The organism is Enterococcus sp. DIV0240d (assembly GCF_051711245.1).
Taxonomy (GTDB): domain Bacteria; phylum Bacillota; class Bacilli; order Lactobacillales; family Enterococcaceae; genus Enterococcus_D; species Enterococcus_D casseliflavus.
This window is the reverse complement of sequence record NZ_JBIOMG010000001.1, coordinates 3143040-3157250: the sequence shown is the minus strand read 5'-3', so window position 1 is coordinate 3157250 and position 14211 is coordinate 3143040. Positions and strand designations below refer to the sequence as shown.

General features: G+C 42.1%; 14 protein-coding genes. 10 read left to right on the top strand and 4 right to left on the bottom strand.

Features of this window, described 5'->3' with window-relative positions:
• Positions 1 to 171: 171 nt before the first annotated feature.
• The 6 genes from IGJ25_RS15200 to IGJ25_RS15175 all read left to right on the top strand — a co-directional run bounded on the left by IGJ25_RS15200 (position 172) and on the right by IGJ25_RS15175 (position 5725).
• Positions 172 to 1041, top strand: a complete 870-nt coding sequence (locus IGJ25_RS15200; protein WP_005228297.1) for a class II fructose-bisphosphate aldolase — start codon at positions 172 to 174, stop codon at positions 1039 to 1041.
• A gap of 173 nt (positions 1042 to 1214) precedes the next feature.
• Positions 1215 to 2474, top strand: a complete 1260-nt coding sequence (locus IGJ25_RS15195) for a UDP-N-acetylglucosamine 1-carboxyvinyltransferase (protein ID WP_005228299.1) — start codon at positions 1215 to 1217, stop codon at positions 2472 to 2474.
• 2 nt (positions 2475 to 2476) lie between these two features.
• A complete protein-coding gene (gene rho, locus IGJ25_RS15190; protein WP_005228301.1) occupies positions 2477 to 3772 on the top strand; it encodes a transcription termination factor Rho in 1296 nt (431 codons plus the stop codon).
• A gap of 99 nt (positions 3773 to 3871) precedes the next feature.
• Positions 3872 to 4135 (top strand): type B 50S ribosomal protein L31, encoded by a 264-nt coding sequence (locus IGJ25_RS15185; RefSeq protein ID WP_005233979.1) that lies wholly within the window; start codon positions 3872 to 3874, stop codon positions 4133 to 4135.
• A 490-nt stretch (positions 4136 to 4625) separates the two neighbouring features.
• A complete protein-coding gene (locus IGJ25_RS15180; RefSeq protein WP_010749962.1) occupies positions 4626 to 5252 on the top strand; it encodes a restriction endonuclease in 627 nt (208 codons plus the stop codon).
• A 227-nt stretch (positions 5253 to 5479) separates the two neighbouring features.
• The gene (locus tag IGJ25_RS15175; protein ID WP_225000608.1) at positions 5480 to 5725 is read left to right on the top strand and encodes a hypothetical protein; all 246 of its coding nucleotides are present in this window, start codon (positions 5480 to 5482) and stop codon (positions 5723 to 5725) included.
• A gap of 27 nt (positions 5726 to 5752) precedes the next feature.
• Here IGJ25_RS15175 and IGJ25_RS15170 read toward each other — a convergent pair whose 3' ends face one another.
• A complete protein-coding gene (locus tag IGJ25_RS15170; RefSeq protein ID WP_010749961.1) occupies positions 5753 to 6526 on the bottom strand; it encodes a MurR/RpiR family transcriptional regulator in 774 nt (257 codons plus the stop codon).
• A gap of 180 nt (positions 6527 to 6706) precedes the next feature.
• Here IGJ25_RS15170 and IGJ25_RS15165 point away from each other — a divergent pair, with 180 nt between their 5' ends.
• From IGJ25_RS15165 to IGJ25_RS15150, 4 genes are all read left to right on the top strand, one after another.
• A complete protein-coding gene (locus IGJ25_RS15165) occupies positions 6707 to 8278 on the top strand; it encodes an alpha-glucoside-specific PTS transporter subunit IIBC (protein ID WP_010749960.1) in 1572 nt (523 codons plus the stop codon).
• A 28-nt stretch (positions 8279 to 8306) separates the two neighbouring features.
• A complete protein-coding gene (locus IGJ25_RS15160) occupies positions 8307 to 9638 on the top strand; it encodes a 6-phospho-alpha-glucosidase (RefSeq protein WP_010749959.1) in 1332 nt (443 codons plus the stop codon).
• 64 nt (positions 9639 to 9702) lie between these two features.
• Positions 9703 to 10869 carry an MFS transporter gene (locus tag IGJ25_RS15155; RefSeq protein ID WP_010749958.1) on the top strand — a complete coding sequence of 389 codons (1167 nt, stop codon included), beginning with the start codon at positions 9703 to 9705 and terminating at the stop codon, positions 10867 to 10869.
• Positions 10870 to 10882: 13 nt separating this feature from the next.
• The gene (locus tag IGJ25_RS15150) at positions 10883 to 11341 is read left to right on the top strand and encodes a PTS sugar transporter subunit IIA (RefSeq protein ID WP_081116043.1); all 459 of its coding nucleotides are present in this window, start codon (positions 10883 to 10885) and stop codon (positions 11339 to 11341) included.
• Between the two features lie 55 nt (positions 11342 to 11396).
• On the opposite strand, the gene IGJ25_RS15145 is transcribed toward IGJ25_RS15150, so the two are convergent.
• The 3 genes from IGJ25_RS15145 to IGJ25_RS15135 are packed head-to-tail and all read right to left on the bottom strand — an operon-like array spanning position 11397 to position 13950.
• Positions 11397 to 12170 carry an ABC transporter permease gene (locus IGJ25_RS15145; protein ID WP_005228413.1) on the bottom strand — a complete coding sequence of 258 codons (774 nt, stop codon included), beginning with the start codon at positions 12168 to 12170 and terminating at the stop codon, positions 11397 to 11399.
• Positions 12171 to 12175: 5 nt separating this feature from the next.
• A complete protein-coding gene (locus IGJ25_RS15140; protein ID WP_010749956.1) occupies positions 12176 to 12979 on the bottom strand; it encodes an ABC transporter permease in 804 nt (267 codons plus the stop codon).
• A complete protein-coding gene (locus IGJ25_RS15135) occupies positions 12976 to 13950 on the bottom strand; it encodes an ABC transporter ATP-binding protein (RefSeq protein ID WP_225000607.1) in 975 nt (324 codons plus the stop codon). Before IGJ25_RS15135 ends, IGJ25_RS15140 begins: the two co-directional genes overlap by 4 nt.
• Between the last annotated feature and the right edge of the window lie 261 nt (positions 13951 to 14211).

Genomic DNA, 14211 nt, shown 5'->3' with positions numbered 1-14211 from the left:
ACTTTCAGAAAAGATGATGAAAATGCTGGATTTTTATATTTGTGCAATCTTTTTTTGAAAAGAGAAATTCCTCTTTTTAGTAGCAAATACCGCAAATCTTTGCTAAAATAGCATTGTCGGTTAAGCATTGCTTAACAAATAAAGTTTTTCAAAACTTAGGAGGAATTTTTTATGCCAGTAGTATCAGGAGCTGAATTCTTAAAAGCTGCTCGTCAAGGCGGATATGCAGTCGGCGGATTCAACACAAACAACTTAGAATGGACACAAGCGATTTTAAAAGCTGCTGAAGCGAAAAAAGCGCCAGTTCTAATCCAAACTTCAATGGGTGCTGCCAAATATATGGGCGGATACAAAGTTGCTAAAGACATCGTTACAAACTTGGTTGATTCAATGAACATCACTGTTCCAGTTGCAATCCACTTAGACCACGGTGATTATGATGCAGCAATGGAATGTATCGAAGTTGGTTACACTTCTGTTATGTTTGATGGCTCTCACTTACCATTTGAAGAAAACTTGAAATTGGCTAAAGAAGTTGTCGAAAAAGCACACGCAAAAGGCGTTTCTGTTGAGTGTGAAGTTGGTTCAATCGGCGGAGAAGAAGATGGAATCATCGGTTCTGGCGAATTAGCTGACATCGAAGAATGTAAACAAATGGTTGCAACTGGTATTGATTACCTAGCTTGCGGAATTGGTAACATTCACGGTCAATACCCTGAAAACTGGAAAGGCCTTGCTTTTGACCACTTACAAGCAATCGCTGATGCAGTAGGTTCTGATGTACCATTAGTATTACACGGTGGTTCTGGTATTCCTCAAGACCAAATCGAAAAAGCAATCTCAATGGGTGTTTCTAAAGTAAACGTAAATACTGAATTCCAATTATCATTTGCTAAAGCAACTCGTGAATACATCGAAGCTGGCAAAGATAAAGAAGGTAAAGGATTCGACCCTCGTAAATTATTAGCACCAGGTGTTGCTGCAATCGTTAAAGATGCAGAAGAACACATCGACTGGTTCGGTTCAGCTGGTAAAGCTTAATCTTAATCAAAGATCAAAACTCTTAGAATCACCGATTCTAAGAGTTTTTTTGCTTTCCAAGAAAATATTCTTGATGCGGGGATCAAAAATATCCTGCATCTTTTTTCTTTGAGTGATCTGTGCTAAAATTGGAATGATACACATAAATTAAAAAAGAGTATAGGTGGAATTCCATGAAAAAAATTGTCATCAACGGCAATCGTCCCTTAAAAGGTGAAGTCACCATTAGCGGCGCAAAAAACAGTGCTGTCGCATTGATCCCGGCAGCGATCTTAGCTGATTCACCGGTCATTTTAGAAGGAGTGCCTGACATTCAAGATGTGCACTCATTAATTGAGATTATCGAAATCATGGGTGTGAAGACCCATTTTGAAAACAATACGCTAGAGATCGATCCGACAAACATCGTTTCGATCCCGATGCCTAACGGAAAAATCAATAGTCTACGAGCTTCTTACTATTTCATGGGGGCATTGTTGGCGAAGTTTGGTGAAGGCGTCGTTGGATTGCCTGGCGGCTGCTTCTTAGGTCCGCGACCAATCGATTTGCATATCAAAGGCTTCGAAGCACTTGGCGCAAAAGTCACCAACGAACATGGTGCTATGTATTTGCGTACCGAAGAAGAAGGCTTGACTGGCGAACGGATCTTCCTAGATATGGTCTCCATCGGAGCAACCATCAATGTGATGCTGGCAGCAGTAAAAGCCAAAGGCAAAACGATCATTGAAAATGCCGCACGAGAACCTGAGATCATTGATGTTGCGACCCTTTTAAATAATATGGGGGCGAAAATCAGAGGTGCAGGTACCAATGAAATTCGTATCGAAGGCGTGGAAGAATTGCACGGTTGTCGCCATTCCATCATTCCAGACCGGATCGAAGCAGGAACCTACCTTTCTTTAGCCGCAGCAGCGGGGGAAGGCATTACTGTCAAAAATGTGATTTATGAGCATTTAGAAAGCTACATTGCGAAATTGGAAGAAATTGGCGTACGAATGGATATCAGCGAAGATGAAATCTATGTGCATCCCTCAAAAGACTTGAAACCAGCGACTGTGAAAACCTATCCTTATCCAGGATTTGCCACAGACCTGCAACAGCCGATCACACCATTATTGCTAAAAGCAAACGGAACATCGGAGATCATGGACACGATTTACGCCAAACGGGTCAACCATATTCCTGAATTAGCACGAATGGGCGCACAAGCAACGACAGAAGGCAACATGATTTTTGTTAGCGGACCGAGCCAATTGCACGGAGCAGAAGTTGTCGCTTCTGATTTACGAGCAGGAGCTTGCCTTGTCATTGCCGGATTGATGGCGACTGGCACGACCAGCGTCTTTAATGTCGAGTATATTTTGCGCGGCTATGATCATATCATCGAAAAACTAACGGCTCTTGGAGCTGATATTCAAATGATAGAGGAGTAATTATGAGCGATTATCTTACGATGGCAGAGTTGGAAAACAAAACCTTAAAAGAGATCTACACCTTTGCCAAAGAGTTTCGAATTCCTTATTACAGCCAGATGAATAAAAAAGAATTGTCATTGGCTGTGATACGGGCGCAGGCGGAAAAACAAGGCTTCTTTTATATGGAAGGAATCTTGGATATCGTAGGCCAAGAAGGCTACGGTTTTTTACGCCCAATCAACTACGGACCGAGTGCAGAAGATATCTATATTTCTTCATCACAGATTCGTCGGTTTAGTTTGCGTAATGGTGATAAAGTCGCCGGTAAGGCGCGCCCGCCCAAGGAATCTGAGCGCTATTATGGATTGATGCACGTTGAGTCTGTTAATGGCAAAGATCCAGAAGATGCCAAAGAGCGTCCGCATTTTCCAGCGCTGACGCCGCTTTATCCGAATCGTCATTTAAAATTAGAAACAACGTCAGGACGCCTTTCTACGCGGATGATCGACATGCTGTCGCCAGTGGGTTTTGGACAACGGGGACTGATCGTTGCTCCGCCTAAAGCTGGGAAAACCAGTATCTTGAAAGAAATTGCCAATGGGATCACTGACAACTATCCTGAGGTGGAATTGATCGTTCTTTTGATCGACGAGCGCCCAGAAGAAGTGACTGATCTGGAACGCAGTGTCAAAGGAGATGTTGTTTCTTCAACCTTTGACCTGCAGCCTAGCAACCATACCCGTGTTTCTGAATTGGTACTAGAACGGGCGATGCGTTTGGTAGAAGACAAGCGTGATGTCGTGATTCTGATGGATAGTATCACTCGTTTGGCAAGAGCCTACAACTTAGTGGTACCTCCAAGCGGACGTACACTAAGCGGCGGGATCGATCCAGCTGCTTTGTACAAACCAAAGAAATTTTTTGGTGCTGCCCGTAATATTGAAGAAGGCGGCAGTTTGACGATTCTTGCCACCGCACTGGTGGATACCGGCAGCCGCATGGATGATGTCATCTATGAAGAGTTTAAAGGAACCGGCAATATGGAGCTGCAGCTTTCTCGCAGCTTAGCAGAACGTCGGATCTTCCCAGCGATCGACATCAAGAAATCTGGTACCCGTAAAGAGGAATTGCTGATGAGCAGCGAGCAATTGGAAGAAACCTGGCGCTTACGCAACAACATGTTGGGGGATTCCTTGGAGTTCACAGAACAATTCATTCAATTCTTGCGTAAAACAAAGAACAATGAAGAGTTTTTAGCGGCTTTTCATGATGTCCATTTCGGAGACAAACGGCAAAAAAGAAATATAAAAAGATAATTGCATCTAAAAACCAAACATGGTAAGATAGTCATGTTGTAAAATCGACAAATCAACTCTGGTGAAGCAAATGAGCCAGGGCAAAGGAGAGAAGAAGAAATGAAACAAGATATCCATCCAGATTATCATCCAGTTGTATTCATGGACTCAACTACTGGTTTCAAATTCTTATCAGGTTCTACAAAGAATTCTCAAGAAACTGTTGAGTGGGAAGACGGCAACACGTATCCATTGATCCGTGTCGAAGTAACTTCTGATTCACATCCATTCTACACTGGACGTCAAAAATTCACACAAGCAGACGGACGTGTGGACCGTTTCAACAAAAAATACGGTCTCAAAGACACAAACGCTGCAGAATAAGACAAATAACTGCAAATGTTGTTTCGACAACATTTCAGAGGTTTCCCTTTTACGAGGGAAACCTTTTTTGTTTTTATAGGTAATAGACACGCAACTGCTAAAGCGAAAGAAACCATTCAGAATCTGTTACAAGTAAAGTAAGAGGACTCAATAGATCAGTAAGACAAGAATGTGGAAATTAGCACTATAACGAATCCTATCTAAAAATTTTCTTAAATGAAGCAGTGATCAAGAGTGATTTGTTTTAACCTTCGATTGTTATTGAATATTCAAGCTTCAATTGACTTTTAGCTTAAATAAAATTATCATTAAATTAATAATATCCCTATATAAGTTTATTATTTTGACTTATTTCACCGAATTCAAACGATTTTTTGAGAAAAGTAGATTTTTCCTCTCTTAAGAACCAGTTTTATTCTACATAATTAAAGACCACTTACTAGCTAAGCTTTAACTAATCACATCCAAAACAATCAAGAAAGGAAGAGACATGTTTTCATTTAAGAAAAAGAAGGAAGTTATTAATTTACCAGAACTAAGCAACTTTAATGAACGTACATACCCGAAAAAATTGAAAAAGATTGTGGCTCAATTAGAAACCTGTAAATCTGAGGATTTGAATTATATTGCTGAATGTATTTTACAAAAGATGGGATATACCGTCCAAAACATCGATGGTTACAAAGATGGTGGTATTGATGTGTATGCTTTTTCTAATAATAAAAAGGCAATAGCGGTCCAATGTAAAGCTTGGAATCCGCAAAAGACAACGGAGCGGATCAGTAAGCCACTCGTTGCCGCATTTAAATGGATTTTTCCAGACAAAGGGTTTCCCAATGGGCTTTTCATCACTACACATTTTTTTACAGATCAAGCATTAGAAATAGCCGGTGATAATCTACTGTTGGTTGACAGAAAAAAGCTGATTGAGCTGCTTGCGCATTTTTATCCAGAAATGATCAGTGAGTTATTTTATTATAAAACCTTGACTGAATTAGAAGAATGCAAGAGTTGTAAAAATGGGAAGAAGTTGAAACTTTATAATAAGAAGAAACGCAACTATTACTATATCTGTGAAACATGTGGAGAGTATAGCTCGTTTAATTATTCATCATGAAAAAAAACAAGAGAAAAGCGTAATGAATGAACGGATATCCGTTATTCATTACGCTTTTTTCGCGACTTATGTCACAGTCATTTTTTTTCTCAAATTAATTTTAACAAATGTGTCCTATACGTCGGGTGTAATGACTAAAACAGCCTCGTTTGTTTCGGTAGGTTCGTAGCCAGCTTCCCGTGTTTTTGACGACTTAAAGTGTATTTGAATAGAAGAAAACGTAAGAAATGGCAATCAAGCAAACCAACAATAAACCAGAGAGTGACAGAAAAAGCAGAATGATTCGTTTCTTCTTCAATCCAAGTACAAGTATCACTACATTCAATAGAAAGAAAACAAGTAAAATCGCTAAATATTCCATAACTGGTCCTCTTTTACGTTTTTATTTATCTTACCAGAGATTGGCTGCTTTTCCTAGCAGAAATTGGCTGAAAATGGCTTATTCAAGCGTCTTTCAAAATACTGTAAGTTAAATGAATTAAGGAAAACCAAGAGAACTTTTATGGCTCTGAGACGCTTGCGGCTTGTTTTTGCCAAGCATCATATTTTAACAATAAGTACTCGATCACAAAGAAAAGTGTGGCGGTCGTTTCAAAGGGAGCGATCGCATTTTCGGTTGACTGGATCTCTGGATTTAAAAAGAAAATCGTTTCAGAACAGAGTTTAGAAACCGTTGAGTTTCTCAGCTTCGTGATCCCGATCGTGTTGATGTTGCGCTGTTTCAGTTGCTTTGCTAGTTTGACAACGGTGGGTGACTCACCATTTAAAGTAATCAAAATCACTAAATCATCTGGCTCGATGATGCGATAAAATTGTTCATTGACTGAGATCGCACCAAAATCGTAGACAAGTAGTCCATTAGGCAAAAATAAGAGTTTCATATAATTGGAAACAAGGTTTTGAATGTCCCCTGAACCATAGACAAAGATTCGTTTGGCATGAGCCATCATCTTGCACAATGCTGTAAAATCTTTCTTTTTTAAATTTTCAATCGTTTGAATATGATTGTCGAGAATTTCGCCTTCAATCTCAGAGAGTAGGGCATTTTCTTGTTGTACCTCGTTCTTTAAATGGTATTTGAATTCTGAAAAGCCATCAAAGCCGATTTTTTGACAAAAGCGCATAATCGTCGTCCTAGAAACGATGCACTCCTTGGCTAAATCATTGATGGACATTGCCAAGCAGTGCTTTTTGTGAGTTGTGATGTAGGACCAGATCAAAAAGTCATTCTCGGTTAGTCTTGACTGGTAGGTAGTGATACGGTCTTGCAGCATAGGCTATCTCCTCATTTTATCTCTCCATTGATTCTGTGTGACAATTCACATTTTATGTGAAAAAAACCTTTCAAATGTGAGAAACTTTTAAACAACGGAAAAGGGTTTCATAGCATCATTTTAATAGTAAAATGAGAATCAGTAAAGCGCTTAACTAAAAAACGTGAAGGACGAAAAACTATGATGAAAAAAATACAAAGGTTCGGCGGAGCGATGCTGGCACCGGTCATGCTGTTTTCCTTTTTTGGGATCGTTATCGGCTTTTCTCTGCTGTTTTCGAATCAAACGATCATGGGGGACATCGCAGCACCGGATACCCTCTGGTTCAAATTTTGGAATGTGATTGCAGCAGGAGGCTGGACACCCTTCTTCCAATTGCCACTTCTATTTGTAGTAGGGCTGCCGATCAGTCTAGCTAAAAAATACGCCGCCCGCGCTACGATGGAAGCACTCGTTACTTATATCGCTTTTAATTATTTTGTAAATGCAATTTTAACTTTGTGGCCAGAATCATTTGCGGTGGATTTAGCTCAAGGGGCAACTGCTGGTTCTGGGTTGACATCGATTGCGGGAATCATCACCTTAGATACCGGCATGATGGGCGGCTTGCTGATTTCGGGAATCGTTGTCTATCTCCACAATCGCTTTTATGAAAAAGAATTGCCAGAAATGCTGTCGAATTTCAGTGGCTCAGTCTTTGTAACCATGATTTCCTTTTTTGCCATGGTTCCTTTGGCAGTACTCATGTGTTTTGTCTGGCCAGTTATCCAAGAGGGAATGAGAAGCATGCAAGGCTTTTTCATTGAATCAGGAAACTTCGGTGTCTTTATTTATCAGTTCTTGCAAAAAATACTGATTCCAACAGGCTTGCATCACTTTGTTTATGCACCGTTTGCCTATGACAGTGCGGTTGTCGAAGGGGGAATGGCCGTTTATTGGGCCTCCCACATTGGCGAGTTCCAAACTACTGCGTTTTCGCTGAAAGAGCTCTATCCGTTTGGCGGTTTCTCACTATCAGGAATGTCGAAAGTCTTTGGAACGGCAGGTCTGAGTTTAGCGATGATCCAAGCGGCTCGGCCTGATAAAAAGAAAAAAGTGATCGCATTGATTGCACCGGCAGCATTGACGGCTATTTTGACCGGAATCACTGAACCAATCGAGTTTACTTTCTTGTTTGTTGCACCAGCATTATGGTTTGTTCATGCTTTACTGGATGCTTCGATCGCCACAATCTCCTATGCTTTCGGGGTTGTCGGGGACTTTGGCGGCGGATTGATCAACTGGTTAGGTCTAAATTGGCTGCCCTTGTGGAAATTTCACAGTTCAACTTATATTACCCAAATCATTATCGGGCTGATTTTTACCGCTATCTGGTATTTTGTGTTCTCCTTTATGATCAAGAAGTTCAACTTAAAAACGCCTGGACGTGAGGATGATACTGCAGCAATGCAGTTGTATACAAAAGCAGATTATGACAACAAAAAGCAAGATGAAAAATTACCAAAACATGTGCGGCAAGCACAGGCCTATATGCACTTGGTAGGTGGAAAAGACAATGTCATTGATGTAACGAATTGTGCGACACGCCTGCGTTTGACTGTTAAGGATGCCGCCAAAGTTGCAGATAGTACGCAGTTTCAAGAAGCAGGTGCCTCAGGACTGGTCAACCCGGGAAATGGCGGCATTCAAATCATTGTAGGATTAACGGTACCAACGGTTAGAGAATCATTCGAAGAACTAATGGCCGAATAAAACAGAATCACAAGGAGGAACAAGTACCATGAGTAAGAAAAAAAGTTCAATTTTAATTGCAGGTGGCGGAAGTACCTATACACCATCGCTGGTTATGATGTTATTAGAAAGTCAAGAGCGCTTTCCAGTTAGAAAAATCAAATTCTATGACAACGATGAAAAGCGTCAAGAAACCGTAGCAAAAGCTTGTGCAATCATTATTGCTGAGCGAGCGCCAGAAGTGCAGTTCGAATATTCAACCGATCCAAAGGAAGCTTTTACGGATGTGGATATCGTGATGGCACAGCTTCGTGTCGGCAAATATGCTATGCGGGAACAAGATGAGAAAATTCCTTTCAGGCATAATGTTGTCGGACAAGAGACCTGCGGACCTGGTGGTTTAGCTTATGGCCTGCGCTCGATTGGACCGATCTTAGAACTAGTCGACTACATGGAAAAATACTCGCCAGATGCCTGGCTTTTGAACTATTCTAACCCAGCAGCAGTCGTTGCCGAAGCGACCAGAAGATTCCGACCAAATTCAAGAATCATCAATATTTGTGATATGCCAGTTTGTTTGGAAGATATCATGGCGCGAGTGATTGGGTTGAAGGATCGGAAAGAATTTGAGACGAGCTATTTCGGCTTGAATCATTTTGGTTGGTGGACCAGCATCAAAGACCATGACGGCAATGACTTAATGCCACAAATCAGTGCGCATGTTCAAAAGTACGGCTACACCGAACAAACACAAAAAGGCCAGCATAAAGAAAGCAGTTGGCTGGAAACGATGTGGGCGGCTAAAGATCTGCACGAAATTGAACCAGAATTTTTATCGAATACCTATCTGAAATATTATTTGATGGCTGATGAAACGGTGGCTCATGCGGACAAAGAGTATACCCGTGCCAATGAGATTATTGACGGACGAGAGAAGTATGTGTTTGATGAATGCCGACGAATCGTTGCAAACAACACAGCAGTTGATACAACATTTGCCTCAAACGAACATGCGTCCTTTATTACAGACCTTGCTTGCGCACTAACCTTTAATACGAAAGAACGCATGATTCTTATTGTTGAAAACAACGGCGCAATTGCCAACTTTGCCCATGATGCAATGGTGGAACTACCTTGTCTAGTTGGAAAAGATGGCTACGAAGTCTTGTCGATCGGTGATATTCCAACATTCCAAAAGGGATTGATGGAGCAGCAGATCGCATCTGAAAAATTGGCAGTTGATGCTTGGGAACAAGAGTCTTACCAAAAATTATGGCAGTCCTTTACTATGAACAAAACTGTACCAAGTGCGAAAGTCGCCAAAGAAATATTAGATGAAATGATTGTGGCGAACGAACCATATTGGCCAGAACTAAAATAGGTCCAGCAGGTAAAAGGAAAGGGATCGGCTGAAGGAATTTCCTTCAGCCGATCATAAACAAAGAATGGAAATCAAACACAAATTTCAAGTAATCTATTTTGTTCAATATGCAACGATGGCGATTTTGATGACACAAATCGTTCCTTTTTTAACTGAGCAAGGCTATGATGCGCTTGAAAGAGGCTGGTTTTTAGCCTCCTACAGCATCACGACAATTCTTTTTCAGTTAGTGATCGGCTATTATTCGGACAAGAGCAAACGATTAAAACGTATTTCGATGCTTCTGATGATCTTTCTGGTTTTCTTCTCCATTAGTTTTTATTGGTTAGGAAAAGACCACTGGCTGATCCATCTTCTGGTATTGGCTATTGCGGGTGGATTAGCCAATACAACAGCAACGGTGCTCGATAACTGGGTATTATCGGAGTCCAGTACTTCAAAAAGAATTGCTTCAATCAAAGCAAACGGCTCTTTAGGGTGGAGTATGATGAGTGTCTGCGTGCCATTCTTTTTATTTTCCAATAATTATCGCTGGTTTAGTTTGCCGCTGCTCCTCTTTTTGCTTATCAATTATACATTTTCACGAACGATCCCAGAGAAAAACGCCTTACCGCAAAAGCAAGGAACAGCAACAAACAGCGGTGTCTCGCTGGCAGACATTCTTCTGTTATGCAAAGACCGACGCTTTTTGGTTTATACGGGACTGTTCTTTCTCTTGTACTTGACAATCGTTGCGAACAATACGGTCGTTATCGACAAGCTGATTACAATGGAAAGAGGCAGTGAATTTGTTGGTCTGAAATGGTCGATCCAATCCTTTTGTGAAATTCCAGCGTACCTTTTGCTGAATCGCATGATTGCTAAATGGAAAAATGAGCGCTTGATTTTGATTGCAGGCATATTTTTAACCTTACAATTTTTTGTCTATTGGCTTGCTAGTAGCCCATTCTTACTTTTGGCAGCCAGTTTTCTGCAGTTTTTCACTGTACCGGCATTTACCATCGGCAGTCGAATGATTATCAGTGCTATTACACCGCCAGCTGTTTTTTCTTCTGGACAACTGATATCGATCAGTGTGTACATTGGTGCGGCATCGTTTCTTTCGCCATTAGCTGGCGGCTTTCTTTCGCAGGTGCTGTCCCTCGATACTGCCATCTTTATCTTTGGTTTATTGCCCTTCGTAGCTTTTCTTATCTATTCTAGCTGTCAGAGAACACTGTCGGCAATCTAAGGAGGAATTACGGATGCTTTTTAAAAGAAAAATAGAAATTTGTGCACCGGCAACAGGCCGACTGCTACCGATCGAAGAAGTACCAGATGAGGTATTTTCGTCTAAAATGATGGGAAATGGATTTGCCGTTTCTCATCATCACGGAAAAATCTATGCACCAGCAGCCGGGACGGTTCGAACGATTTTTCCAACACAGCATGCCTTAGCCGTTGAGTTGGTGGATGGCCGTTCCCTTTTGATCCATATGGGAATTGAAACAGTGGCGTTAGCAGGGGAGCCCTTCACGATCGCGGTCCAAGAAAACCAGTCAGTCACGACAGGTGAGTTGCTGGCAGAAATGGATGTAGCAGCAGTTGAGGAAATGGGCAAAGAGACCATGGTGATCGTTGTCTTCATGGAGGAACAAGGCGGGAATTGCCTGCGAACAGATGGCGATATTCAGCAAGGAGAGGCTGTTTTTCACTTGAAATAACCGAATAAAAAAGGAGCGCATTCTCTTAGTTTCAAAGAGAGGCGCTCCTTTTTCTTTACGAACCCGTAGAAATATAATTCTTCAAACCTACTCGCCAAAAGAAGAAGGCGGGAAAGGCAAAGAGTAGACAAACCAAGGGTGATAAGATCCACCAAGGATTAGTTACGCGACCAATGACATACAGAAACGGATAATACTGAAACCAAGCCATCGGCACGACGTAGGTCAATAAACGCAAGACGTGTTTTCCGTAGATACTGAAGGGGTAGCGGCCGAACTCGCGGGCACCATCGGTAAAAATATTCATAAATTCAAGTCCTTGGATCGTAAAGAAGGAAATGGCGGCATACACTAAGAACAATAGGGCGAAAAAGAGGGCGCCGCAGACGATCATCAGAAAAAGAGTCAGGACATTTCCAAAATGCCAAGCAATTCCACTATTAGGAATCGCATAAGCAAACAACAGCAAGGCTTGAATAAAACGGCCGAGACGCGAGAATTCCATTTTGGAAGCTAAGACTTGAAAAATCAAGGAGCGAGGGCGCACGAGTGCTCGATCGAACTCGCCATTACTGATCATTTGCGGAAAAAGATCGAACCCGCGAAAGAAGCATTCCGCAATCGAAAAGGCAAACAAAACCGTTGCAAAGGAAAGTAGGACTTCCTCAAAGGTAAAGCCATCCACTTGATGAAACCGGGTAAACATAAACCAAATGCCTAAAAAAGCAGTAAAGGAGCCTAGAAATTGTCCCAAAGCGGTTAACACAAAGGAAACTTTATACTGCATCTGACTTTTGAGATGGATACAAAAATAATGCCAATAAACCATATTCCTTAACCTCCTTGCACAACGACACGTTTGAGCGCCTGCTGCAGCCAAATTTTTCCGATCACGATCAAAAGTACGAGCCAAAAGGCTTGTAAGAGCAATGCTGAAACCAGCGCCAAGTCAGTCAGATCCCCGTTGTAAATTCGCAGCGGGACGTTTTGCATGGAAGCAAAAGGCAGTAGTTCCACGAATTGGCGAAAAGGCTGCGGAAAGAAAGGCAGAGGAATGACCCCACCAGCTAAAAATTCACCGATGGAGCTGATGACGACCCGCACCCCGATGGAGGATAATGTATAAAAAGTCGAGATGTAGACCAGCTGCGACATAGCGATCACTACACCTAAACTCAGCGCCATGGACAAAAGAAACAAGAACAAGGCAACGATGTTTGCTGGCAGAATTAAACGATAAGGTGCTGGCAGTAAAAAGGCAATCACAAAAATCGGTCCGCAACGCAAGACGGCTTTTGCTAAGCGATTGGCAGCCGATTGGCAAAACCAGCGATTGTATAGATCCATCGGCCGCACAAGTTCATAGGCAATCGACCCTGTGGTGATGGTGTTGAAAATTTCTGCCTCAAAGAACCACAACATAAATAAAGACAAGAAGGCTTGCTGGAGCCAAACATAGGAGACGGTTTGTTGAAAGGTCATGGGAAAGGCACTAGGATCTGCTTGGTAAAAGGCGTGGAATGCCAGAATTTCCATCAAGCCCCAAGCTAGTTGCGTAGCCATCCCGGCAATCGCCGCCGAGCGGTATTGCAAGGTGTTGATAAAGCGGATGCGGAAAAATGCCTGATACTTCCTCATATCTGATACTCCTGATACAGCTTGGCGACCATTTCTTCGGCGGTGATACTGGCAACGGCCAAATCGGTGATCTCGACTTGATTGCTGAGCAGACTGAGCAGCTGAGCGACTGACACTTCTTTGGGATCAAGTTTCAGAACAAGGCGACCAACGTCTTTTTGAAGCAGCTGGACGTTTTCTGGCAGATGAGGTTCATTCCCTTGATAGTCGATCTCCAGCGTTTTGACATCAGAAAAACGATGCTTTAGTTCATCGAGGCGACCATCCAGCAAAATTTGCCCTTTGCCGATTAACAGAATTCGCTGTGTCAGCGCCTCGATATCTTGCATATCGTGGGTCGTCAGGATGACTGTGGTGCCTTTTTCTTGGTTTCTTTTTTTAATAAACTGACGCATGGCAATCTTTGATACAGCATCTAAACCGATGGTGGGTTCATCAAGAAATAAGATTTTGGGGTCATGGAGTAAGGAGGCGGCGATCTCACAGCGCATACGCTGACCGAGACTCAAGGACCGAGCAGGGGTTTTTAAGATCTCACCTAAATCTAGTAAGGTGACTAATTCTTCTAGGTTGCGCTGATAACTAGCAGCGTCGACTTTGTAGATATCACGGATCAAATCAAAGCTGTCATTGACGGGGACATCCCACCAGAGTTGACTGCGCTGCCCGAAGACGACGCCGATGTCTTTGACATGTTGAATACGTTCTTGCCAAGGCGTACGACCATTGATGTGACAAATGCCTTGATCAGGGGTCAAAATCCCGCACATGATTTTTATGGTGGTACTTTTTCCAGCACCATTAGGCCCGATGTAGCCAACCATTTCGCCTTCATTGATGGTAAAGCTGATGTCTTGCAACGCATGGACGGTGGTGGTTTCACGAGAAAGAAAGGCTTTGGCTGCTTGGCGAAAGCCGCTTTTTCGCTTGGATACTTGGAAGGTCTTGCTGAGGTGTTCTACTTGGATCATTTGGATTCACTCACTTTCTTTTGACAAACGCGACAAAAAGAGCATTCGAAATCGAATACTCGCAACGAGTTGGTCCAAACGAACATGGTTGGGGCAGCGGTTCGTCAGCCAAACAAAAGTAGGAACAGTGTAGCATAAGAGAGCGCTTTTTTCAAATACTACTTATATTTTTTTGAGAGCAGCGAAAGAAAAAACGTGGTTTGTTGGATAAAATACGCAAAATAACTGTTTTTATTTTTTATTTGTTGTAAATACTGAGGA